This window comes from Agrobacterium sp. LEGMi-208b (genome assembly GCF_059511785.1).
The window spans coordinates 1,662,691-1,685,998 of sequence record NZ_CM183446.1; the positions used below are offsets into that span (position 1 = coordinate 1,662,691).

Below are 23,308 nucleotides of genomic sequence, written 5' to 3' on the forward strand. Positions count from 1 at the left end.
GGCCATCTATGGGTCAGTCGAAAATTTCCTCAAAAAACTAAAGAGTGCCATCCATGAAGATTTTGGTCCCAGTCAAGCGGGTCGCTGACTACAACGTGAAGATCCGCGTGAAGTCGGATGGTTCAGGCGTTGAGCTTGCGAATGTGAAGATGTCGATGAACCCGTTCGACGAAATCTCGGTGGAAGAGGCGCTGCGTCTCAAGGAAGCCGGCAAGGCCGAAGAAGTCGTGGTCGTCTCCATCGGCCCGGCCAAGGCGGAAGAAACGCTGCGCACCGCACTCGCCATGGGCGCCGACCGCGCCATCCTGATCGAGACCGACGAGACGGTCGAGCCGCTCGCCGTCGCCAAGCTTTTGAAGGGCGTGGCGGAAGCCGAACAGCCCGGCCTCGTCATCGTCGGCAAACAGGCGATCGATGACGATTCGAACCAGACCGGCCAGATGCTGGCCGCCCTGCTCGGCTGGGGCCAGGGCACCTTTGCCTCCAAGGTCGAGCCGTCCGACGGCAAGGTCGCGGTCACCCGTGAAGTCGATGGCGGCCTGCAGACCGTGGAGCTGAAGCTTCCCGCCGTCGTCACCACCGATCTGCGTCTGAACGAGCCGCGTTATGCTTCACTGCCGAACATCATGAAGGCGAAGAAGAAACCGCTCGACAAGAAGTCACCGGCCGATTTCGGCGTCGACGTCTCGCCGCGCCTGAAGGTGCTGAAGACCGAGGAGCCGGCAGGCCGCAAGGCCGGCATCAAGGTCGGCTCGGTTGCCGAGCTGGTCGAAAAGCTCAAGGCCGACGGCGTCCTCTAAGATTTCGGAAAAGGGAGATATTCTCATGGCCATTCTTCTTCTGGCAGAACACGACAACGCAACCCTTTCCGACCTGACGGCAAAGACGCTGACGGCGGCAACGCAGATTGCCAAGGGGACGGGAAGCGACGTGCATGTGCTGGTCGCCGGTTCCGGCGCCAAGGGCGCAGCTGACGCAGCCGCAAAACTCTCCGGCGTTTCCAAGGTGCTGCTCGCCGACGACGCCTCCTATGCCAATGCGCTGGCAGAACCGCTGGCGGCGCTGATCGTTTCGCTCAGCCCTTCCTATGATGTCATCATTGCGCCTGCCACCGCCTCGGCCAAGAACGTGACGCCGCGCGTTGCGGCGCTTCTTGACGTGGCGCAGGTCTCGGAAATCATTGAGGTCGTATCGCCCGACACCTTCAAGCGGCCGATCTATGCCGGCAACGCCATCCAGACGGTGCAGGCAAGCGATGCGCAGAAGGTCATCACCGTGCGTCCGACCGCCTTTGCGGCAGCAGCGGAAGGTGGTTCCGCCGCAGTGGAAAGCATCGGTGCGGCGGAAAATCCGGGCCTTTCCAGCTTCGTGTCCGATGCGCTGGCCTCGTCCGACCGTCCGGAACTGACCTCTGCGAAGATCATCATCTCGGGTGGCCGTGCGCTTGGTTCCTCGGAAAAATTCAGGCAAGTCATCCTTCCCGTCGCCGACAAGCTCGGTGCCGCCGTTGGCGCCAGCCGTGCGGCGGTCGATGCCGGTTATGCGCCGAACGACTGGCAGGTGGGCCAGACCGGCAAGGTGGTTGCGCCGCAGCTTTATATCGCGGCGGGCATTTCCGGTGCCATCCAGCATCTGGCCGGCATGAAGGACTCGAAGGTCATCGTCGCCATCAACAAGGATGAAGAAGCGCCGATCTTCCAGGTGGCGGATTACGGTCTCGTCGCAGATCTCTTCGAGGCGCTGCCGGAACTGCAGAAGGCTGTTTGAGAGAACGTATTCGCCTCCTAAGAGACGAATGGTGTTGCGTTCCGGCTATGCCATTCTCCCGATAATCCATTGTTTGAAAGTCTCCCCATGAAAGATTACGTTTTGACCGTATCCTGCAAGTCAACGCGCGGTGTCGTTGCGGCGGTGACTGGATACTTGGCCGAAAAGGGCTGCAATATCACCGACAGTTCGCAGTTCGACGATCAGGAAACAGGCCTGTTCTTCATGCGACTGACCTTCGTGAGCGAGGAAGGCATCGGACAAGTCGAGCTCGAAGAGGGCATGAGGCCGGTCTCCGCTCCTTTTGGCATGACGGTCAAATTCCACGACAGCAGGCACCGGATGAAGGTACTGCTTATGGTATCGCGCTTCGGCCATTGCCTGAACGACCTGCTCTACCGCTGGAAGATCGGCGCGCTGCCGATCGAGATCGTCGGTGTCGTCTCCAACCATTTCTATTACCAGAAGTTGATAGTCAATCACGATATACCCTTTCACCACATCAAGGTGACGAAGGAAAACAAGCCGGAGGCGGAAGCCAGACTGATGGACGTCGTTGAGCAGTCAGGAGCTGAACTCATCGTACTCGCCCGCTACATGCAGGTTCTTTCGGATGCGGTATGCAAGAGGATGTCTGGCCGGATCATCAATATTCACCATTCGTTTCTGCCGTCGTTCAAGGGTGCCAATCCGTACAAGCAGGCGTTTGAGCGCGGCGTGAAGCTGATCGGTGCGACAGCCCACTACGTCACCGAAGACCTCGACGAAGGTCCGATCATCGAGCAGGATGTCGCCCGTATCACCCATGCCCAGAGCCCAGAAGATTATGTCTCGATTGGCCGGGATGTCGAAAGCCAGGTTCTGGCGCGCGCCGTCCACGCTCATATTCACAATCGCGTCTTTATGAACGGCAATAAGACCATCGTATTCCCTGCAAGCCCGGGGTCGTATGCATCCGAGCGCATGGGCTGATGATGGCAACGATAATCGATGGAAAAGATATTGCCGCCTCAGTGATCGTTGCCGTCAAGGCGGCGACAACGGCGCTTGAGACCGGAACCGGAGCAAAACCCGGACTTGCTGTCGTCATCGTCGGTGATGATCCGGCAAGCCATACCTATGTCGGCGCCAAAAGCCGCATGTCGAAGGAATGTGGTTTCAACTCCATCCAGCATACGCTGCCGGAGCAGACGACGCAGGAAGAACTGGCTGCTCTCGTCGAGACGTTGAACGCCGAGGAAACCATCCACGGTATCCTCGTCCAGCTGCCACTGCCCAGGCACATGAATTCGGACCCGATTATCCAGTCGATCCTGCCAGAAAAAGATGTTGACGGTCTTCATGTCGTAAATGCCGGCAAGATCGCGACGGGCGATCTCGATGGCGGCCTCGTCTCCTGCACGCCGGCCGGCGCCATGGCCTTCGTCCACCGCATCCATGGAGAAGACCTCTCCGGCCTCAACGCTGTCGTGGTCGGGCGCTCCAATCTCTTCGGCAGGCCCATGTCAGCATTACTGCTTGCCGCGAACGCGACGGTAACGACTGCCCATTCCCGCACAAGGGATTTGGCCGCCGTGTGTCGCAACGCCGATATCCTCGTTGTAGCCGTCGGTCGTCCGGAGATGGTCAAGGCAGATTGGGTGAAGCCCGGTGCCACCGTGATCGACGTCGGCATCAATCGCATACCGGCTCCGGAAAAAGGTGAGGGCAAGTCCCGCCTCGTTGGTGATGTCGCCTTCGATGAATGCGCCAAAGTGGCGAGTGCCATCACGCCGGTGCCTGGCGGCGTTGGTCCCATGACCATCGCCATGCTCATGGCCAACACCGTGATCGCCGCCTATCGCAAACTGGGTTGCAAGCCGCCGAGGTTTTGAGAGATTGTCTGTGACCAAAGAGATGTTCCGCCCCGAACGCGAAGCGATGGAATTCGACGTTGTTATCGTCGGCGCGGGTCCTGCGGGTCTTGCCGCGGCGATCCGTCTGAAGCAGGTGGAGCCGGAGCTTTCGGTCGTCGTTCTCGAAAAGGGTGCCGAAGTCGGCGCGCATATCCTCTCCGGCGCGGTGGTCGATCCGATCGGCATCGACAGGCTGCTGCCCGGCTGGCGCGAAGAGGAGGGGCATCCCTTCAAGACCGAGGTCAAGGACGACCAGTTCCTGTTTTTGGGCCCGGCTGGCGGGATCCGCCTGCCGAACTTCATGATGCCGCCCCTGATGAACAATCACGGCAATTACATCGTCTCGCTTGGGCTGGTCTGTCGATGGCTGGCGGAAAAGGCGGAAGGGCTCGGGGTCGAGATCTATCCGGGTTTTGCCGCAACGGAAGTGCTCTATAATGATGAAGGCGCCGTCATCGGCGTCGCCACCGGCGATATGGGCATCGAAAAGAACGGCGAGCCGGGTCCGAACTTCACCCGCGGCATGGAGCTGCACGGCAAATATGTGCTGATCGGCGAAGGCGTTCGCGGGTCGCTCGCCAAGCAGCTGATTTCCAAATTCGACCTGTCCAGGGATCGCGAGCCGCAGAAATTCGGCATCGGCATCAAGGAACTCTGGCAGGTGAAGCCGGAGAAGCACAGGCAGGGTCTGGTGCAGCACTCCTTCGGCTGGCCGCTCGGTTTCAAGACCGGCGGCGGCTCGTTCCTCTATCATCTCGAGGACAATCTCGTCGCCGTCGGCTTCGTGGTGCACCTCAACTACAAGAACCCCTATCTTTATCCCTTCGAGGAATTCCAGCGCTTCAAGACGCATCCGACAATCCGCGATACCTTCGAGGGCGGCAAGCGCATTTCCTATGGCGCGCGCGCCATCACCGAAGGTGGTTACCAGTCGGTGCCGAAGCTCACTTTCCCGGGCGGGGCGCTGATCGGCTGTTCCGCCGGTTTCGTCAATGTGCCGCGCATCAAGGGCAGCCATAATGCGGTGCTGTCGGGCATGCTGGCGGCGGACAAGGTTGCGGCAGCGATTGCGGCCGGTCGCGCCCATGACGAGGTGGCGGAGATCGAGGCCGAATGGCGCGACGGTGATATCGGTAAGGATCTGAAGCGGGTCAGAAACGTCAAGCCGCTGTGGTCGAAATTTGGCACGCTGGTTGGCGTCGGGCTCGGCGGTCTCGACATGTGGACGAACCAGCTGTTCGGCTTTTCCTTCTTCGGCACGCTGAAGCACGGCAAGACGGATGCTGAGAGCCTTGAACCGGCTTCGAAGCACAAACCGATCGCCTATCCGAAGCCGGATGGCGTGCTCACCTTCGACCGCCTTTCGTCGGTGTTCCTGTCCTCCACCAACCATGAGGAGGACCAGCCGGTGCATCTTCAGGTGAAGGACATGGCGTTGCAGAAGCGCTCCGAACACGACGTCTTTGCCGGTCCTTCGACGCGTTATTGTCCGGCCGGTGTTTACGAATGGGTGGAGAAGGATGGCGAGGAGACCTACGTCATCAACGCCCAGAACTGCGTGCATTGCAAGACCTGCGACATCAAGGACCCCAACCAGAACATCAACTGGGTGCCGCCGCAGGGGGGTGAGGGGCCGGTTTATCCGAGTATGTGAAAATAATCGCGCCGCTTTTATCTATAGACGCCGACAGGCGCTATAATTGGCCGCTCTCGCAAAACATGTGGGCGATTGCCTCCCACATGTGTCTTATTCTCGTGTCTGATGGAGTGATAGATTCCAATCGCCTGATAGGCGTCGGCGATTTTGTCATAGGCACTGCGCATCACGTCCTCCAGGCTTACCTCTTCCCGTCGCCTCGGTGCGGCCGGCAATGCCGCCGCACGCAGGCGGCTTCCCGGCCAAGATGATGTCCGCCGGTTGTGGTTGTGGCAGCCCTTGTCGAAGGCAGCACTCTGCGGTGCCGACGGACTGATTTGCGGTCTAAAACTCGCGGCCGTTCAGGCCTCCAGCCTTTGGCACCAGAGCGCGAGGAGGGGCTTCGAGGCGCATCGCATCGCGAACTGACGTCCTGCGGCACACAGTATAGGCGAGCCGATCTGGCTCCTGATCCATTCGCCGTTAATCGCACGATAGTCACCTTCGGAAAGTGGGAACATCACGCGTGGTTGCCGCAGTATGTGGTCGGGAAAACGTGTATATGGGGCCATGATCGTTACACCGAACAGTATGGCTTCATTGCCGTCCATTCTCCTCGAACTGCCCAGGATTGCATGAGCGTGGTTTCGCTCAAAATTGGCACTCGCAAATGGTCCGCTTTCGGCGGAATACCAGTCCAGTCCTTCATTGAGTTGCTGTAGGCCCTCTACAAGGGTACGGACGCTCGGCCCTTCCTGGTGCAAGGCGTTGAGCGCAGATTTCAACTCCGGCCGCAGTGGAAAATCTGGGTGTCCGGAGGGGACGAGGTTTCTGATGCCGGTTGACTGAAGAAGATTTAACATCTTGCAGCCTGGAATGGTGCCGGGAACGGCCAAATCCTGCGCAAGCAGAATGCCCTCCAGGGACTTCACGACCTGCTTCAGTGCCTTTGCCCTCTTCCCCCGCGGGCTCTCTTCCGTACGAAGGCCGGATGAGGAGGGTCCGAAGAAATGGCTTTCGCCCACGGATCTGGCGGTGCTGGTTGGCCAAGGCACGGGCATTTCCTCACTAGGATCTCGACGTTGTCGAAGGTGCAGCGATGCAGCCCCGGACAACATGGACGCCGGCGCACCATCTCGTCGCAAAATGAAACATTTATAGTAGATTGTCAAACAATCAATTATCGACAAAATTGATGACCCGCTCAGTGCACGGGCTGGAACTTGCTCAAATCGTAAGGGAGGAACTCTATCGCCAGTTAAGGGACATCGAATGAAAATCAGACGTCGAGGCCGACTAAAATCAGCCCGGCCGTGCAACCAGCCATGGCGCGCTCAGCAATTTCTACGAGCGAATAAATAGCTTACCTGGCTATGCGCGGCACATGAAGTTCTTGTGCTGCGAGATGTCGAGCGAGGATTTCTCCATCCACCAGATTGTGATCTTCCGCGAGATCTCCCGCACTGGCAATATCGCCAGAGATGATCGCTTCTGCTATTCTCTCATGCTGCAGGATTATGGTCGATGGGTCAAAAAGCAGGGAGTCGAGCGAGCGGATATACATTCTCACCTGGGATTCGATCGAGAAATATTGTGAACAAAGACGACTGTTTCCGGCGAGCGCCACAATCGTCTTGTGGAATCTAAAATCTGCATCGGCGATTTTATCCCACTCCGCAGTTTTGCATTGTTTTTCAAGGTTATTGAGCGCCTTCTTGATCTCTGTCACTGATTGCGGATCAATCTTGGAGGCAACTAGACGTGCACTGAGACGCTCCATTGTCGAGCGGACCGTGTAAAGCTCCCAGACGTCAGAAGGGGAAAGGCTGACCACCGACCATCCTGCATATCTCTTGAGGGTTGTCAGCCCTTCTCCTGCCAGTTGCTGTAGCGCACTTCGGATCGTCGCTCGGGAGAGTTGCATTTTCTCCGAAAGTTCGCCTTCGGTTATTCGGCTACCCGGTGCGATCGTGCCATCGACAATCGCGTCCCGAAGAATGTCGGCGGCCTTAATCTCGGCTGGTACCTTGATAACCTTGCCAACTTTAAAACTCTGCATTTCTTCCACTCTTCGATTGGATCGCCATCTGCCGTTGCCCGAAAGTAGCCACCTCGGAGATTGATGTCGATAGTCGCATTCATACAGGGGTTACGATGCCGTGATTAATGGTCGACCATCGACAATTATTCCTTTTCTTTTTTCTTTGTTTTTTGTATTCTCCTTTCAACAAAGGGGACGGGGTCGAAACAACTGACTCCAATGGAAGGCGCTCGGGTGATCCGGAGGAGATATATAGTCGCCCATCCTCCTCGCAGCAGCACTCATGACCGTGTCGAACACGCTTCAGGCTCACGCACAGAAGATTAAGCGCACATCCTTTAATTGAAGGGAGAAAACACTTGAATCAAATCGCGATACCTGCGCCGTCCGAAGAGACCGTAGAGCAACTTCGCGTTGATCTCGCCGCAGCTTTCCGGCTGGCAGCCAAGTTCGACTGGAATGAGTCCGTGAGCAACCATTTCAGCTGCGCCGTAAGTAGTGACGGCAGGCAGTTTCTCCTCAATCCGAAATGGAAACATTTCTCAAGAATTCGGGCAAGTGACCTGTTGCTTCTCAATGTCGATGATAAGGAGACCATGAGTCGGCCGAATGCACCGGACGCTACTGCCTGGTCGATTCATGGGGCGGTGCACAGCAAGAGTCCGGCGGCGCGCGTTGTCATGCATGCTCACCCGCCCTATGCGACCGCGCTTGCGAGTCTGAAGGATCCGACCCTCAAGCCGATTGAACAGACGACGGCCCGGTTTCATGGTTTGGTGAGCTTTGACCTGGGATTCGGTGGCATGGCTGACAACGAGCAAGAAGCGGGGCGACTCGCTGAGGCATTTGGTAATTACCCAATTCTTCTAATGGGCAATCACGGCGTGACGGTTTCGGCGCGAACGATACCAGAAGCCTTCGAGCATCTCTATCTCTTCGAGCGAGCTGCGCGGAATCTGATCCTTGCCTATTCGACAGGCCAACCACTTTCCATCATGTCCGACGAACTTGCCCGGCAAACTGCGGCCGAATGGCTCGAATATACGGACCAGGCTTATGCACACTTTGAGCAATTGAAGAGCATGTTGGATGAAGAGGATGGGAGCTTCCGTGAATAATAAGCCTCATGCATCTAAACAGCAGCGCCTTGTGCCAAAACCCGACGACGGAACTTGTAACCAGGTGCGGGTCAGTATGGGTGGGGGAGTAAGCATCATCGATTGTTGCTACTCTCCCGAGCCGCGTGGTGAGATTGAAGCAAGTCCCATCTTGAGTTGCGGGGTAAGAGAGTTCTTTGCGCGGCTCCAAGCTTGGTTCCTGGGTCGTCAGTGTTGTGACACGTCGCAAGAAAGTTCATCGTCGAGCGTGTAGCTCTTTGATGTCACTGTTCGACAATCGAGCCCGGTTTTGGTAAGTCTCTTCCATGGATAATGGCTCAATCACGATTAAGAAAGTCCACAAACGTGGCGCTGAAGCCCAAGCCGCAGACCGGCTGCGCGATGCGATCATATCCGGGGATATTCCCTTGGGCGCCAGGCTTACGGAAATACAGGTTGCCGAACAGGTGGGTGTCTCCCGCGGAACGATTCGTACGGCGTTTCACCAACTGGTGCAGGAAGGTTTGCTCATTCAAATTCCCTATACCGGTTGGACAGTAATGACTCTCAACGCCCACGACGCCTGGGAGCTTTATACACTTCGCGCAAGTCTCGAGGCGCTTGCGAGCCGCCTCGTTGCCCGCCGGGTTCGAATGGAGGGCGCTAGGGAAGAGGTTGTCGAGGCTATCAAATCCGCCTTCGGACAGTTGGAGAGGGCCTGTTCGACGGGGTCCAGAAAGCGCATTGCCGAGGAGGACCTCGATCTTCACCGGAGAATTGTCTCTCTCTCCAGTCACAAGCGCCTGATCGATCAATATTCTCTGATTGAACACCAGATTCAAATTTACATCCAGTCAAGCGATGCGTTGGTCCAGAATCCGGGTGAGATAGCAGCCCAGCATTTGCCGATTGTCGAAGCTATATTAAATGGCGACGAAGAGGCGGCGGTCGCCGCTGCTGCCGCGCATAACGAAAGGGAAGGGGCAATATTGGTTACTCATCTGGAGTTGCAATCCAGCAGGACCTGAAGACCTGAACTGACAAAGTTATTCACCCCATAGATTGTGCCAACGTTTAGAATTGTATGTCCGCCTTTGGGGCTGCGATGGTTCGCCGCACGCTGGTCGTTAATTTGGACTGAGAGCCGACCGCGTTTTGGAGCGGAGCCCTTGAAGTGGACCAGGGAAGAGCTTCAACCAAGCCGCCTGCTGGACAAACCGTGCTTGGACGATGGGTCGAGGGTTTCAGGACGCCCTAGTACTCGGCGTCGCTAGGTCGACGCTCTGTTGCTCCCACCGCTCCTGAATCTTTCGTCCTTCCTCGATCATCCAATCGCGAAAATTCTTTGCCATACCCGTGAGACGCATTCCTGCTGGTGCCACAAGGTAGAATGCTCGATCGGTACGAATCTGGTAAGTCGTTGGCTTAATTAACGACCCGGTTTCGAGAAGGTGATCGGTCATGCCCAGCCAACCGAGGCCTATTCCTTGGCCATCGACCACTGCGGCCAACAGCGCCTGCTGGTCTGAAAATGTAATTCTCTCATGTGCACTACCGATCGGCGACCCAGCCTTCTCGAAAAAATCGCGCCAGTCTTCGCGGGACCGGAAACGTTCTTTTAAGTAAAGAAGGTTGCTCGATTTAAGTCGGTCCAACGTCACCAACCCTTCCGTGTCCTCGAAGTAGCGAGGAGCGCAAAGCGGGAAGTAGACTTCATCAAAGAGCCGCCATCCGTCGAGATCCTCCCAATGCCCGTGTCCGAGCCGAATTGAGAAATCCCCGTTCTCGGCAGCGGGATTAATGTCCCGGCTCATAATTTTTATGCTCAAATCAATTTCGGGGGCCGAGGCACGAAGTTCCAGGTAGCGTGGAAGCAGAAAGTGCGCTGCGGCAGAAGATGAGGCGCAAAACGTGACGAGATTACCGTTTGCCTTGTGTGCAATCTCAGCAAGACCCGTCTGAATATTGGAAAAACCCCTCTCTACCGATTTAAAGAGGATTTCACCGTCATCAGTCAGCTCGATGTTGCGTCCCTTGCGATCAAAGAGACGCGTGCCAAGATGCTTCTCCAAGTTTTTTATCTGGTAGGAAACGGAAGGCTGAGTGACGTTCATTTCGAGGGCCGCGGCATGAAAGCTTCCGAGCCGTGCCGTTGCCTCAAATACGAAGAGAGCTACAGGAGATGAAATCTGTCTACGCAAACTATCCGACATACGGACCCTTGAAAGATTAGCCATGGCAGCAACCTTAAGCATAAGCCTGATTTATCATTGGCGCAAACGACTTCGTCGTCTCGCCAGCGGGAATCGCGGCGTGTGAGGGCCCTACGCTGTTGATTTGTGAGTGGTGAGGAAACCACATTCACGGGGTTGAAGTCCCTGCCAGTGGCTTGAGAGGATCACATTGGCAGGGTCTTTTTTGATATTGCCCCGTCGCGTAGAAGCCGCGACGGGGAGAGGCGGGGGCAGGAATCACGCGACGCAGTTGAGGCCGCCATCAACGTAGATTTCAGACCCGGTGATGTACGAGGACTCGTCACTGGCGAGAAACAACGCTGCGTTGGCAATATCCCAGGCCGTGCCGGTCCGTTTGAGTGGAACGCGGGCGGCACGAGTTTTTGCCAGTTCCTCGAAGTTGATCTCGGATTCCGCTTTGCCGCTGTTCTGGATGGTGGCGTCTCGCGCCATCGGCGTGTCAATGATGCCGGGAAGGATGGAGTTGGCGCGGATGCCGTTCGCGGCGTAGGTGGCCGCAAGGTTGCGAGTGAATGACACCGCAGACCCCTTTGAAACGTTGTACGCGATATAAGGCGCGCCAAGATTTCTGAATCCGGAGATGGACGAGATATTGATGATCGAGCCTTTGCCCTGCTTGATCATATGGGGCAGGGCATGCTTGCAAGGGAGAAAGAACGCCTTCGTGTTGACGTTCATCACGAGATCCCAATCTTCGACCGTCGTGTCGGTTGGGCTGCCGGCTTTGAGAATGCCAACGTTGTTGTGCAACACATCGATGCTTCCGAAAGCTTCAACGCAAGCAGCCACCATCTTCTTCACTGAAGACTCGTCGGTGACATTGCCCGCGAATACTTCCGCTTGGCCACCCTCTTCGCGGATGATCTTGACGGTTTCGGCGGCAGCAACCTCATTGAGGTCAACTGCGAGAACCTTCGCTCCTTCGCGAGCAAACAGAACCGCGGCAGCTTTGCCGTTGCCCCATCCTGGCCCCATCGAGCCTGCGCCTGTTACAAGTATCGACTTTCCATTGAGACGACCTGACATCTGGAACCCCATTAAACACTGTGAAGGAAATGGCTCATGCCGCCATCGACATTAAGCAGCTGGCCGCTGACGTAGGACGACGCGCCGGATAGTAGAAACACTGTCGGTCCGCCCAGTTCGGCCGGATCGCCCCAGCGAGCAGCGGGCGTACGGACGTTAATTTTGTTCGCAAAGGTTTCGTCCTTAAGGCGCTCCTTGTTGATATCCGTAACGAAGTAACCCGGCGCAATCGCGTTCACGCGGATGCCGAAACGGCCCAGTTCCGCAGATGCAGCTCGCGTAAAGCCCACAATTGCACCCTTTGCAGAGGTGTAATTGCAGATGCCTGCCCGAGGGCTCGTGAACGCGATCGAGGAAACATTCACGATACGCCCGCGGTCATTTGCATCAGACTTCTTCATCTCCGCCGCCGCAGCCTTGGTTAGAATGAAGGGGGCAACCATGTGGACAGCCATGATCTTTTCATAGCTCTCGATCGTTTCGTCCCAAAGGGAATCGTGAAGCAACATACCGGCGTTGTTTACCAACCCCCAGATGCTGCCATGCCGTTCGACAATCGTCGGCACGGCAGCGGCCACCGCCGCATGATCCTCCATGTCGAAGGCCAGATAGTCGGCCTTCAATCCATCAGCTTCGAGCTCGGCTTTGCGGCTACGTCCTGCTTCTTCCGTCCGGCCGTGCAGCACGACTGTTGCGCCAGCCTCGGCGGCGGCGCGGGCGGATGCCCATCCCAGACCTCGGGTTGACCCAGTGATAAATACGACTTTGCCGTCTAGCGAAAAGGGGTTCTTCATTACTTCCGTCCTGGTTGCATTGGGGCAGAGAGTGGCTTCAGGCCCGCATCCGAGAAGATGTCGGGTCAAAGAATGGTTTCAGGCTCGCCTTCGCCGGCTGTGCCTTGCCATTGACCTGGATTGCAAATCGGCTCTTCGCGAGAAGATCTGCGGTCAGGGGTTCGTCGGCAGTCACATAGCCCATGCCAATGGCGGCGCCGAGATGATGCGCGTAATTGCCAGACGTCAGGTATCCCACTGCCTTTCCATTCATCAAAATCGGCTCGTTGTGGAAAAGCAGCGGATCCGAATCCTCGAGAAGGAAGGAGACCATGCGCTTTTTGCTGATGCCAGCTGCCTTCTGCTGGAGGAACGCGTCGCGACCGATGAATTCGACGTTCTTCTCCGGCTTCGCGGTGAATGCCAAACCCGCATCTACCAGATTGTCCTCATAGACCACATCGTGTCCCCAGTGACGGAAGGCCTTCTCCATTCGAAGTGCGTCAACGGCGTGCATGCCCAACGGGCGCAGGCCGAAGCTCTTGCCGGCCTCGAGCAGCGCGTCGAGGAAGCGCAGGGCGGTGCCGCTCGGGATGAAGATTTCCCAGCCGAGTTCACCCACGTAGGAAATGCGCTGAGCCCAGAGATCAACGCCGCCGCATTTCATCCAGCGGCCGGTGCCGAATGCAAAAGCCTCGTTCGACAGATCCACATCGGTCAGCGTTTGGAGCACTGCCCGGGCATTTGGTCCCTGCAGGGCGATCACGCCGTAATTGTCAGTCACATCCTCGATCTTGACATCGCTGCCCTGCTCAGCGTGTCTCTGCAGCCAAGACCAATCCTTCACATGACTACCGCAGGGCGTTGTGACGAGGAACTCGTCATCACCCATCTTGCTGATGGTAAGGTCGGCTTCAATGCCGCCACGCTCGTTCAGCCACTGGGTGTAAACGAGCTTGCCAACCGGAACTGCGACGTCCGCGCAGCACAAACGCTGCAGCAAAGTCTCAGCATCGCTGCCCGTAATCTTGAACTTGGCTAGCGACGTAAGGTCGTAGAAACCGACATTCTCGCGGACGTTGTTGTGTTCGCTGGCGCTGTACTGGAACCAGTTCTGGCGACCGTAGCTATACTCGTATTCAGGCTTCACGCCTTCCGGAGCGTACCAGTTCGGACGTTCCCATCCGGCCACTTCACCGTGGACCGCCCCCAGTTGCACGAGCCGATCGTAGAAGGGGGATTTCCGAATTCCACGGCTAGACCGGTACTGGTAATACGGCCAATGCATCGCATAAGAACGCTCGAGCGCCTCGGCAACGCGATTTTCGAGATAGGTCTCGTCGCCCTGGAAGGGCATCGCACGTCGGCAGTCACTTTCCCAGACGTCGACAGGCGGGTAGCCCAAGTCGATCCATTCGGCCATGACCTTGCCGATGCCGCCGGCGCCGCCGATGCCACGGCTGTTGAAACCGCACGCGACGAAGAAATTCTTCAGCAGAGGGGCCTCGCCCATGAGATGCTGATTGTCCGTCGTGAAGCTTTCCGGACCGTTGAAGAATGTCGGAATGCCAATTTCGGCCAACGCCGGATAGCGGATCATCGCCCGCTCCAGGTACTTCTCGAAGTGGTCAAATTCATAGGGGAGCTCACCAAAGCTGAAATCGGCGGGGACCTTGGACATCGGCAGCGGGTTTGCGTTGTCTTCGAAGAAACCGATCAGCAGCTTGCCCGCATCTTCCTTGAAATAGACGCCGTGATCGAGGTCACGCATGATGGGCAGGTTCTTGGGCAAGTCCGGAATTGCATCGGTCACGACGTAATAGTGCTCGCATGCAAAGAGCGGCAGCACGACGCCGACCTGCTTGGCCAGATCGCGCGACCACATGCCGCCCGTTAGCACGACTTTCTTTGCGCGCACGGTGCCCTGGGTTGTTTCAACGCCCGTGACCTTGTCTCCGTCTGTCAAAATTTTGGTGACGGTGACACCTTCGCGGATGGTTGCCCCGTTCATGCGTGCACCTTTGGCAAGAGCCATGGTCACGTCGATCGGGTTTGTCTGGCCATCCTTGGGCAGATGCAAGCCACCGACGATGTCCGTGGTATCAATACCAGGATAAAGCTCTCCGAGCGTCTTCGGACCAACGACGTCAACTTCAACGCCGAAAACGCGGGCCATTTCCGCGGTGCGGGTTAATTCTTCCAGTCGGGCGGTTGTCTGGGCGAGAGAAATCGAACCGTTACGCTTGTAGCCTGTCGCCTGGCCTGTCTCGGCCTCGAGTTCCTGATAGAGGCGGTGAGAATAGGCGCCGAGTTGCGTCATGTTCTTTGTCGGCCAAAGCGTACCGACCAAGCCCGCTGCGTGCCAGGTCGTGCCGCAAGTCAACTGACCACGCTCGAGCAGCAATACATCGGAAACGCCACGCTTTGCCAGATGGTAGGCGATCGAAGCGCCTCCGATGCCACCACCGATAATGACGACCTGGACCTCTTCGGGAAGGGCAGACATAATGAACCTCACTTTGCGGGTTTTAAAGCGACGTGAAGCAGTCCGCCCGATTTTTGGACGCTGTATTCCATCGCTGTTTTGATGTTTTCGATACCGAAGCATTCGGTACGGATTTTCGAGAGATCAAGGGCGCCGCAAGCGATAAGGTTCAGGACCTCGGCAGCGACGGCGTGTGGGAACCAGAAAGATCCGACCAATGAGTTGCTGTTGCGCATCAATGCGCTGGTGTCGAACGACGCTCGCGTGTTCAAGGCACCAACAAATGTCAGGGCGCCGAAACGGGTCAGTCTCTCGGCCAGTAACTCGGTTGTCGCGACATCTTCGCCTCCGGAACAATCGAGGGCGAAATCGATGGGAGACTTGTCGCCGGGCGCCTCGACCACGACGCGGCGATCCAATCCCGCCAGTTCATGCAGGATGGTGGTCCGTCGACCGATCAACCGAATTTCAGAGGCGCCGATTGCCAACGCCACCAGCGTTGCGGAAGCTCCCAGGAGGCCGGTAGCGCCATTAATTGCTATGGTCATTCCCGGTTTGAAGCCACCGCGCTGAAAGGCAGCGAGCGCGGTTCCGAACCAGCCAATTCTGCAGAGAACCTCCGGGGAAGAAGTCACGCCGTCGGGGATGGCCGTGAAGCATTGTTCAGGTCCCACGAACTCTTCGGCAAAGGTGCCGTTCGGCCAAGCAGCCAGATGGCGGGAGGCTGCGGGCGTAAGGCCGAAGCATCCGATGAAGCCGTGGTCAGCCTCAGCGCCAGCCCCCTCGATATACATATCGCAATAGACCCGCTGCCCCGGCGTGAATGGGCTGTCGCCTTCAGCCTCAAGAACAGTGCCAATGGCGCATTGGCCGGCAGTGAAGGGCCGGGGAGGCGTGCGCCACGACCCTTCGGGGAGATGTGCGAAGTAGGGCGGGAGAAAAGCGGCTTCGATTTTCACACGGACGGCACCAGCCGGCAGCGCGGGGCGCTCCACCTCTCTGACGACGAATTCTTTGATGTCGTCGACCACTCTGACAGATTTCATGGTGCGCGAACTCCTACTTGCGAGACGGTGCGTTCAGATTCATCCAAACAGTCTTTACTTCTGTATACTGCTCATGCGCCTCCAGGCCGTTGTCGCGGCCGCCAAAACCGGACTGCTTAAAGCCGCCAAACGGGGTTGCCATATCTCCTTCGGAGTAGCAGTTGACTGAAACCGTTCCAGCATTGATCTGGCGGGAAAGTCGATGCGCCTTGCCGACATCGGTGGTGTAGAGCGAAGCGGTGAGACCGTATTCGGTATCATTGGCAAGTTCGATGGCGTGCGCGTCGTCTTGCGCTTCGATGATGGTCAGTACGGGGCCGAAGATTTCTTCGCGGTAAATCGTCATTTCCGGGGTGACACGGTCGAAAACCGTAGCTTCTATGAAATACCCGTCCTGGTTCAGTCGGTTGCCGCCGCATGCTACGCGGGCTCCCTCGGTCTTGCCCTTATCCAGATAGTGCTCGATGCTGCTGCAATGGTTTTCGCCAATGACCGGGCCGAGTTGGGTGGAAGGATCGAGGGGATCGCCGAGCTTCCAATTTTTGCACGCCGCGACAATCTTCTCGACCAGCTCTTCCTTGACTGCCTTGTGCACGATAAGGCGGCTGTTGGACGCGCAGTTCTGGCCCATGTTTGTCAGGATCGAGAAGGCCTGTTGCTCGGCGACGAAATCCAAGCTCGGAGCGTCGGCGAGAACAACCGCAGGGTTTTTCCCGCCGAGTTCCAAGACGATCCTCTTCAGGTTGGAGAGCCGGGAGTAGTCAAGAAATTTCTTGCCGACCTCTGTCGAACCAGTGAACGATATAATGCGCACGTCGGGGTGTAATCCGAGCGCTTCACCCACCGCCCCCGACCCGGTAACAACGTTGAACACACCTTCCGGAACGCCGGCTTCAAGGGCCAGCTCCGCGAGACGCAGCGCAGTCAAAGTCGTCATCTGGGACGGCTTGAGGACGACGGAATTACCCGTCGCCAGAGCAGGGCCGACTTTCCACCCTGCCATGAGCATCGGGAAATTCCAGGGCAGTACCAACCCGACCACTCCCAGTGGCTCGCGAACGATGAGACCGAGTGTATCTCTATCGGTCGACGAAATTCGCGAGAACAACTTGTCTTGTGCCTCTGCATGCCAGGCAATCGCATCGGCAGTCGCCGGGACATCGACCGTCAGGCAGTCTGTGATAGGCTTGCCGGAATCCAGGCTTTCCATCACAGCCAGTTCATGCAGATTTGACCTGATAAGGTCGGCAAAGCGCAGGAGCACTGCCTTTCGCTCAGAGGGATGCTTGGCAGACCATACTCCGGACGTGAATGCCGCTTTGGCAGCAGCGACCGCCGCATCGACATCCGAAATCGAGCATGCTTCAATCTCGGCGAAAGCCTTGCCCGTTGCCGGGTTCACACTTTCGAGAAGCTTACCACTAGTCGCTTTGCGATAGGCGCCGTTGATAAAAGGCCTCGTAGGCAGCTTGAGTGCCGCTGCCACCGAAACCGCGTCATCCCGAGTAAAGTTTGTCATTGGTCTACTTCCATTCCGGGCGCTCGGGCTATGCCTGCGCTTTGCCGCTATTGATGTTTGGGGGTCAGGCTGCCTTGGCCAGCTTAAGGGACTTGAGGGCCTCGGCGATCTTGGCTTCCTCTGCCGATCCGACTTCACAGACCGGAGCCCGGACCGTGCCGCCATCAAAGCCCATCTGACGGGCTGCTGCCTTCACTGCCGGAATATAATCGTTCTGCCAGCAGTAGAGGACGATCGGGAACATGGTCTCCCAGAGCTTCAGGCCTTCCTGATGCTTCCCGGCCTCGATCAGATCGAACAACTTGACTGCTTCGCGTGGGAAAATGTTCGCGCAGCCCCAGATGGTTCCGGAAGTTCCGATCATGAAGGAGAAGGGTGCAATCGGATCTGCACCATTGAGGATCTGGCCGCCGCAAGCGAGCAGTGCCTGCTGCTTGAGCAGGTCGCCCGAGCTGTCCTTGATGAAGTTAAAGTTGTCCAGTGCCATAAGACGGGTGTAGAGGGCCGGGGTCAGCTCAATACCGGTAGCGGCAGGAATGTTGTAGCCGATAACGTCGATTGAAACTTCCTTGCAGACGGCTTCGTAGAACGCGAAAATTCCGTCGTCGTGCTTCGGGCCTTCAAAGAACGGCGGCAGTATCATAAGCGCGTCGGCGCCTGCGTCCTGAGCCGCTTTCGACCGGCGGATAACTTCCTGCAGGTTGAGAGCAGAGGTTTGGGCTGTGATTGACGCACGGCCGTTAATGCGCTTGACGCCGGTCGTGAAGAGTTTGTTGCACTCTTCTTCGGTCAGGTAAGCGTGCTGCCCCGTTCCCGAACTCAGGACAAAACCATGCATCCCGGTATCGAGATACTGGTCGAGAAGGTGATCCCAGCGCTTGTAGTCGATCGATCCGTCCTGGTTGAAGGGGGTCTGCATTGCGAGGTTGATGCCGCGTAGATTTGCCATTTTGTAACTCCTGAATTGATCTGGCTGCTTAGACTTCGAGTCCGGCCTTCCACAGCCGGTATCGGGTGGACCATTTCACGCCCAGCGACGTGATGAGCTTGGGATAAGCGCGGCTTGGTCGTGCCTTATTCTTGAGAATCCGGATCGCTTTGCTGTCCTGACCGCATGCAAGTTCCGCAATCGACTTGCCGAATATGGCGCCCTTGGACACGCCGGTACCGTTGCAGAAGGCCGCACCGAACACGCGGTCACCCAGCTTGCCGAAGACCGTTCCGCCGTTCTGTGCCAGGCTCAGCGCGCCGCCCCAGGTATGTTCGAAACCGATGTGGGAGATTTCCGGAAAGCGTCTATCGAACGACTTCTGATGGCTCCGCTTCGCACGCTCCAACTGAGGCTGGGTGGTGTGAAAATCATCGGCGTAATCGTAGATGTTTCGGATAAACAGGCGATTATCGGCGGTCCTGCGAACGGTTGTTCCAAAACTTTCTGCAGGAATGAGACCCCAGGTGTTGCGGCCGCCGATCTTCGCCATTTCGCTTTCCGTCAGCGGACGGGTCATGCTGGCATAGGTGTAGACCGGGATTGGGCTGTTTTCATAGAAGCCGAACTGGCTGATGAAGCCATTGTTCGCCAGAATGACGTTTTTGGCATGGACTTCGCCGTTAGCTGTCTTGACGACATGGCGCGGGCTACCGTAACGGATTTCAACCACAGGAGTATTTTCGTAAACGGTGGCGTTGTTGCCCAGGTTCGCCGCAATACCCCGAAGCATCGCTGCCGGCTGCAGCAACACCGTTCCTGGGGTGTGCAGGCCACGAGTGTAGTATTTGCTGCCCACCATTTCGCGCATCCGCGCCTTGTCATACCAGTCGTACTTCACGCCAATGCGATCGAGGGCCTGGGCGAAGGTGGTGAGGCAGGCTTCGCCACGACCGGTCACGGCCGCGTGTGTTTTCCCCTCTTCACTCCAATCGCACTGGATATTGTATCGCTGGACACCGTCGCGGAGGTACTTGATGCCTTCAACGTTGATGTCGCGTTCATCAATGTTGCCTTGCTCGTCTTCGGCAAAATTTGCATTGCGTGGGTTGTGGGCAAGGTCGATGGCGTAGCCTGCGCAACGACCAGCCGCATTGTTTCCGATGGCGCCTGCGTCGAGCAGAACAACACTGTCCTGACCACGCAGTTCGGCGATGCGGCGAGCTGCGTTTATCCCGAACCAGCCGCCTCCGATGATCAGCCAGTCGGCTTCGACCCGTCCCTTGAGGGAGGGCGTGAGGTTGACATCCGGCAACGTGGCAAACCACCCGCTGACGCTGATCTCAGCTGGAAATTTTTCAATTTTTACGACTTTCTGAGTCGTCGGTGATGGCTCGGTTTTGTTAACTTCGTGAAGCCCCATGATGTGCCGCTTTCGATAAAATGGATCGGGTTAAAGACTGTAAAGCCAGTTGCCTGCGTCAGCCCTTCATGATGACTACATTATTATGGTTGTTGGGTTTTGATGAGTAAAAACTCGTCAAGAGCAACGGCATTTTTTCGCGCCTTTGATAAAATGAGTTTATGTGTTCACGGAACTTCTCTGACGTTTGCTGAAGGGAGGCGCGGGATCAACCGGGTCGCTGCTATGGTCACGCCGATGCGAGGGAGAACGGGGGTAGGGCGCCGTGGCGGCGTCCGACTGTGGACGGCGTCTTGCACGGCTGGCGGCTGATCAGTCACCTGCGAAACGGGTGGTGCATGAGCCTAATTGGTCTCTCGGCTCTACCGAACAGCCGTCGTCCCCAAACCAAAACGCCGTGTGAGGATCACACGGCGTTGAATGTGTTATGAATGTTCTGTTCGAAGCGTTTCTAGCTGCGCTTTGGCGATCGAGTGAGTGTCGCATGCGATAGCCGATCAAGCAACAATGCGATTGCAACGATGCACAGGCCGGACCGCAGACCAAGTCCAAGCTGCATTCTGGTCAGACCTCGCGTAACCTCACCGCCAAGGCCACCTGCCCCAACCAGTCCGGCGAGAACAACCATTGACAAGGAGAGGAGGATACACTGGTTCAGCCCAACGAGAAGCGTGGGCTTCGCCAAAGGAAGCTCAATTTTCCAGAGCACTGTCGCCCTGGTCGCGCCTACAGCCTTTCCAAGTTCCAAGAAGGGTGTTGGCACCTGCATAAGAGCAAGTGTTGTAAAGCGCAGCATCGGAGGGACGCCATAGATGACAGTCGCAATCAGTGCGGGTGTCCGGCCAAGGCTGAAGAATATAACGGCAGGGATGAGATAAACCCACGGGGGTACCGTCTGCATGATGTCGAGAACGGGGCGAAGTGCAGATCTGACTGAGTAGCTCCTTGCTGCCCAAACTCCCAAAGGAAAGGCGATTGCGACGGAGATGATCACCGAAACGATCACCAGCGACAGGCTTTCCATGGATTTTTGCCAAAGGCCCATCGCCCAGCAAAAGCCAAGCGCTGCGAGGGTCAGAGCACCAATCCTCCATTTCGCAAGAAGCGTTGTTAGAGCAACGGCGACCGCGATAAGAGCAAAGGGGGGAAGTGCGGTTAGGGTATCCTGCACCACGGAAAGTATCGCCTCGACAGCGGTCGTGATAGCGCGGAAAATGAAATGGGCATTCGAATTGAGCCAGCTTATAGCGGGTGCCACATAGGAGCCAGGGGAGATTGTAAAAGACGGTTCCATCATACTGCTCCAGCTTTTTCTTTTGCTGCTGCCTGGGTGATGCGATCGATGATCATGGTCAGAATTACGATCGCGATCGCGGCATCGATCGAGTGTGCGATGTCAAGCTTGCGGACTGAGTTGTAGATTGCCGTCCCCAAGCCACCCGATCCAACGATACCAGCGATGACCACCATCCCGAACGCCAGCATAAGGCACTGGTTTATGCCTGCCATAATGCTCGGCATTGCATAGGGCAGCCGCAGCTTGAAGAAGGACTCCATCGAAGTGCAACCAGAGGCCTGCCCCAGCTCCAAGTAGCTCAACGGCGTAAGGCTGATACCCAAAGCGGTTAGTCGAAGTGCCGGTGGGATCGCAACGATAACGGTGGCCGCCAACGCGGTTTGTGGCCCGAACCCCAGCAGAGCGATCGCAGGCAGGAGATAGATATAAGGAGGAAGCGTCTGCACCAGATCAAGGATCGGTGATAAGGCGCTCAAAAATTTGGGCCTGAACCCCGCAACAACACCAATCGGTATCGCAATGGCAAGTGCCATAGTGCTTGCGGCGACAACGAGAGCCAGCGTTTGCATGGTTTCCTTCCAGAGACCCATGTAAAAGCAAAGCAATAAACCAGCCATCGCAAGCAATGCGAAACGCAAGCTCACTGCAAACCAACCCAGCAGACCAATGATCAGGATGATCACATAGAAGCCCGGTGTCAGCAAACTCCACGACAACGCACCGAAGAGCGACTTGAGTATGAGGCTAAACGTACCAAAAAAGCCTTCGCCGTATATTTTTAGCCAATCCAAACCCGCTTCGATGGCGTCGTCTATATTTGAAGTCCAGTTGACGGTATCCATCGTCTCTATCCCCACAATCAACTGAGTTAAAGCGCAAGAGCTTCGTCTGGTGCTCGTCCCTTGACGCCTTGCAAAAGGCTCCGGGTCGTCACTATTCCTACGACTTTCCCGTCATCCACTACGGCGATGCCGTCTTGCTTGTTGTCGAGGTTGATCTTGATGAGTTGGTCCACGTCCGCATCAGGAGGAACCTGGACAAGGCTAGCAAAATCGACGGTCGGGTTGGCGCTACGATAAGCGTCGACGGGGTGCATCATTGAATGCGCCTTCACCAGGTGCAGCCGCGAGATGCCTGCCACAAAGTCCGACACGTAAGCATCGGCAGGATTGAGCACGATTTCCTCGGCAGTACCAACTTGAATGATGGCACCGTCTTTCATTATTGCAATTCGATCGCCGATGCGAATGGCCTCGTCCAGATCGTGAGTGATGAAGATGGCGGACTTACCGAGCGATTTAGATAGGTCCCGAAACTCGTCTTGGAGCTGACGTCTGATGAGAGGATCAAGAGCACTAAAAGGCTCATCCATCAGGATAACCTCGGGATCGGCAGCCAAGGCCCTGGACAACCCCACGCGCTGTTGCATGCCACCCGACAATTCACTTGGGTATCGGTCTGCCCAATCAGCGAGACCAACCTTTGCAAGAGCTGTTTGCGCCAGCTGCTTGCGTTTATTCTTTTCTACCTTTTGAACTTCAAGCCCAAACGCCACGTTTTCGAGCACCGTGCGATGCGGCAAGAGCGCTACACTTTGAAAAACCATGCCGACGTTGCGAGCACGCGTCTGACGCAGTTGCTGCGGCGACATCGCGCCCAGATCCGTGCCTCGGTAGAATACTTGTCCGAGGGTGGGCTCGATGAGGCGATTAAACATGCGGATCAGCGTCGACTTTCCGCTGCCCGAAAGGCCCATGATGCAGAAAATTTCACCCTGCTGAAGTGAAAGGCTCACATCGCTGACACCGACCACACAGCCGAACTCCTTCAGTATATCCGCTTTGCTGGCGCCACGCTCCGAGATCGCGGCGATAGCTTTAGAAGATTTATCTCCAAAGATCTTCCAAACGCCGTGACACTTAAGCAGCGGCTGGGTTTCCTGTGATGTGCTTGCGTACATAATTTTGCTCTTTGTATTTGCGCCGCCAGTCGAGCCATCGTCGAGTGTTGCGGTCTTGCAGTTGCCAGCCGATGAGCGCGATCCGTCGGGGCAGGGGCTCAAGAAGACCCCAGTTTTTGCTCAGCAAAAGCTTACTCTCGGGAACGTCGATGCGCTATAC

General features: G+C 56.8%; 20 protein-coding genes. 7 read left to right on the forward strand and 13 right to left on the reverse strand.

The features are described 5' to 3' along the window. The first annotated feature begins 53 nt into the window (after positions 1–53). The 5 genes from AC5YUO_RS22140 (at position 54) to AC5YUO_RS22160 (ending at position 5,316) form a co-directional block, all read left to right on the forward strand. A complete protein-coding gene (locus AC5YUO_RS22140) occupies positions 54–800 on the forward strand; it encodes an electron transfer flavoprotein subunit beta/FixA family protein (RefSeq protein WP_496155220.1) in 747 nt (248 codons plus the stop codon). A gap of 25 nt (positions 801–825) precedes the next feature. Next, entirely contained in the window at positions 826–1,767 is a 942-nt protein-coding gene (locus tag AC5YUO_RS22145) for an electron transfer flavoprotein subunit alpha/FixB family protein (protein ID WP_496155221.1), read from the forward strand. An 87-nt stretch (positions 1,768–1,854) separates the two neighbouring features. Then, complete coding sequence (purU, locus tag AC5YUO_RS22150; RefSeq protein ID WP_496155222.1) at positions 1,855–2,739, forward strand: formyltetrahydrofolate deformylase; 885 nt, start codon at positions 1,855–1,857, stop codon at positions 2,737–2,739. Between the two features lie 2 nt (positions 2,740–2,741). Then, positions 2,742–3,641 (forward strand): bifunctional methylenetetrahydrofolate dehydrogenase/methenyltetrahydrofolate cyclohydrolase FolD, encoded by a 900-nt coding sequence (folD, locus tag AC5YUO_RS22155; protein ID WP_496156543.1) that lies wholly within the window; start codon positions 2,742–2,744, stop codon positions 3,639–3,641. 22 nt (positions 3,642–3,663) lie between these two features. Continuing rightward, complete coding sequence (locus tag AC5YUO_RS22160; protein ID WP_496156544.1) at positions 3,664–5,316, forward strand: electron transfer flavoprotein-ubiquinone oxidoreductase; 1,653 nt, start codon at positions 3,664–3,666, stop codon at positions 5,314–5,316. A 344-nt stretch (positions 5,317–5,660) separates the two neighbouring features. Here the strand turns inward: AC5YUO_RS22160 and AC5YUO_RS22165 are convergent, their stop codons facing one another. Continuing rightward, the gene (locus AC5YUO_RS22165; protein ID WP_496155223.1) at positions 5,661–6,230 is read right to left on the reverse strand and encodes a dimethylsulfonioproprionate lyase family protein; all 570 of its coding nucleotides are present in this window, start codon (positions 6,228–6,230) and stop codon (positions 5,661–5,663) included. A gap of 431 nt (positions 6,231–6,661) precedes the next feature. Continuing rightward, positions 6,662–7,357 (reverse strand): GntR family transcriptional regulator, encoded by a 696-nt coding sequence (locus tag AC5YUO_RS22170; RefSeq protein WP_496155224.1) that lies wholly within the window; start codon positions 7,355–7,357, stop codon positions 6,662–6,664. Positions 7,358–7,698: 341 nt separating this feature from the next. On the opposite strand from AC5YUO_RS22170, the gene AC5YUO_RS22175 reads away from it, so the two are divergent. Beyond that, entirely contained in the window at positions 7,699–8,457 is a 759-nt protein-coding gene (locus AC5YUO_RS22175; RefSeq protein WP_496155225.1) for a class II aldolase/adducin family protein, read from the forward strand. A 305-nt stretch (positions 8,458–8,762) separates the two neighbouring features. Beyond that, on the forward strand, positions 8,763–9,464 hold the full coding sequence (locus AC5YUO_RS22180; RefSeq protein ID WP_496155226.1) for a GntR family transcriptional regulator: 702 nt from the start codon (positions 8,763–8,765) through the stop codon (positions 9,462–9,464). Positions 9,465–9,680: 216 nt separating this feature from the next. Here AC5YUO_RS22180 and AC5YUO_RS22185 read toward each other — a convergent pair whose 3' ends face one another. From AC5YUO_RS22185 to AC5YUO_RS22235, 11 genes are all read right to left on the reverse strand, one after another. Continuing rightward, a complete protein-coding gene (locus tag AC5YUO_RS22185; protein WP_496155227.1) occupies positions 9,681–10,673 on the reverse strand; it encodes a LysR substrate-binding domain-containing protein in 993 nt (330 codons plus the stop codon). 234 nt (positions 10,674–10,907) lie between these two features. Next, a complete protein-coding gene (locus AC5YUO_RS22190) occupies positions 10,908–11,717 on the reverse strand; it encodes an SDR family NAD(P)-dependent oxidoreductase (RefSeq protein WP_496155228.1) in 810 nt (269 codons plus the stop codon). Between the two features lie 11 nt (positions 11,718–11,728). Continuing rightward, the gene (locus AC5YUO_RS22195) at positions 11,729–12,511 is read right to left on the reverse strand and encodes an SDR family NAD(P)-dependent oxidoreductase (protein WP_496155229.1); all 783 of its coding nucleotides are present in this window, start codon (positions 12,509–12,511) and stop codon (positions 11,729–11,731) included. Between the two features lie 37 nt (positions 12,512–12,548). Next, complete coding sequence (locus AC5YUO_RS22200; RefSeq protein WP_496156545.1) at positions 12,549–14,999, reverse strand: GcvT family protein; 2,451 nt, start codon at positions 14,997–14,999, stop codon at positions 12,549–12,551. A gap of 5 nt (positions 15,000–15,004) precedes the next feature. Beyond that, positions 15,005–16,021: an alcohol dehydrogenase catalytic domain-containing protein gene (locus AC5YUO_RS22205; protein ID WP_496155230.1), complete on the reverse strand. Its 1,017-nt coding sequence runs from the start codon at positions 16,019–16,021 to the stop codon at positions 15,005–15,007. A 13-nt stretch (positions 16,022–16,034) separates the two neighbouring features. Then, on the reverse strand, positions 16,035–17,540 hold the full coding sequence (locus tag AC5YUO_RS22210) for an aldehyde dehydrogenase (protein ID WP_496155231.1): 1,506 nt from the start codon (positions 17,538–17,540) through the stop codon (positions 16,035–16,037). Between the two features lie 64 nt (positions 17,541–17,604). Beyond that, positions 17,605–18,489: a dihydrodipicolinate synthase family protein gene (locus AC5YUO_RS22215; RefSeq protein ID WP_496155232.1), complete on the reverse strand. Its 885-nt coding sequence runs from the start codon at positions 18,487–18,489 to the stop codon at positions 17,605–17,607. A 28-nt stretch (positions 18,490–18,517) separates the two neighbouring features. Continuing rightward, entirely contained in the window at positions 18,518–19,891 is a 1,374-nt protein-coding gene (locus AC5YUO_RS22220; protein WP_496155233.1) for an NAD(P)/FAD-dependent oxidoreductase, read from the reverse strand. 451 nt (positions 19,892–20,342) lie between these two features. Next, complete coding sequence (locus AC5YUO_RS22225; RefSeq protein ID WP_496156546.1) at positions 20,343–21,185, reverse strand: ABC transporter permease; 843 nt, start codon at positions 21,183–21,185, stop codon at positions 20,343–20,345. After that, the gene (locus tag AC5YUO_RS22230) at positions 21,185–22,030 is read right to left on the reverse strand and encodes an ABC transporter permease (protein ID WP_496155234.1); all 846 of its coding nucleotides are present in this window, start codon (positions 22,028–22,030) and stop codon (positions 21,185–21,187) included. Before AC5YUO_RS22230 ends, AC5YUO_RS22225 begins: the two co-directional genes overlap by 1 nt. Positions 22,031–22,056: 26 nt before the next feature. Then, complete coding sequence (locus AC5YUO_RS22235; protein ID WP_496155235.1) at positions 22,057–23,148, reverse strand: quaternary amine ABC transporter ATP-binding protein; 1,092 nt, start codon at positions 23,146–23,148, stop codon at positions 22,057–22,059. Positions 23,149–23,308: the final 160 nt, after the last annotated feature.

Coding starts and splice junctions, on each gene's coding strand:
- AC5YUO_RS22235 (WP_496155235.1), bottom strand. CDS start 23,148: ATGTACGCAAGCACATCACAGGAAACCCAGCCGCTGCTTAAGTGTCAC.
- AC5YUO_RS22145 (WP_496155221.1), top strand. CDS start 826: ATGGCCATTCTTCTTCTGGCAGAACACGACAACGCAACCCTTTCCGAC.
- AC5YUO_RS22230 (WP_496155234.1), bottom strand. CDS start 22,030: ATGGATACCGTCAACTGGACTTCAAATATAGACGACGCCATCGAAGCG.
- AC5YUO_RS22140 (WP_496155220.1), top strand. CDS start 54: ATGAAGATTTTGGTCCCAGTCAAGCGGGTCGCTGACTACAACGTGAAG.
- AC5YUO_RS22205 (WP_496155230.1), bottom strand. CDS start 16,021: ATGAAATCTGTCAGAGTGGTCGACGACATCAAAGAATTCGTCGTCAGA.
- AC5YUO_RS22190 (WP_496155228.1), bottom strand. CDS start 11,717: ATGTCAGGTCGTCTCAATGGAAAGTCGATACTTGTAACAGGCGCAGGC.
- AC5YUO_RS22210 (WP_496155231.1), bottom strand. CDS start 17,540: ATGACAAACTTTACTCGGGATGACGCGGTTTCGGTGGCAGCGGCACTC.
- AC5YUO_RS22195 (WP_496155229.1), bottom strand. CDS start 12,511: ATGAAGAACCCCTTTTCGCTAGACGGCAAAGTCGTATTTATCACTGGG.
- AC5YUO_RS22160 (WP_496156544.1), top strand. CDS start 3,664: ATGTTCCGCCCCGAACGCGAAGCGATGGAATTCGACGTTGTTATCGTC.
- AC5YUO_RS22225 (WP_496156546.1), bottom strand. CDS start 21,185: ATGGAACCGTCTTTTACAATCTCCCCTGGCTCCTATGTGGCACCCGCT.
- AC5YUO_RS22170 (WP_496155224.1), bottom strand. CDS start 7,357: ATGCAGAGTTTTAAAGTTGGCAAGGTTATCAAGGTACCAGCCGAGATT.
- AC5YUO_RS22220 (WP_496155233.1), bottom strand. CDS start 19,891: ATGGGGCTTCACGAAGTTAACAAAACCGAGCCATCACCGACGACTCAG.
- AC5YUO_RS22215 (WP_496155232.1), bottom strand. CDS start 18,489: ATGGCAAATCTACGCGGCATCAACCTCGCAATGCAGACCCCCTTCAAC.
- AC5YUO_RS22185 (WP_496155227.1), bottom strand. CDS start 10,673: ATGGCTAATCTTTCAAGGGTCCGTATGTCGGATAGTTTGCGTAGACAG.
- AC5YUO_RS22180 (WP_496155226.1), top strand. CDS start 8,763: ATGGATAATGGCTCAATCACGATTAAGAAAGTCCACAAACGTGGCGCT.
- folD (WP_496156543.1), top strand. CDS start 2,742: ATGGCAACGATAATCGATGGAAAAGATATTGCCGCCTCAGTGATCGTT.
- purU (WP_496155222.1), top strand. CDS start 1,855: ATGAAAGATTACGTTTTGACCGTATCCTGCAAGTCAACGCGCGGTGTC.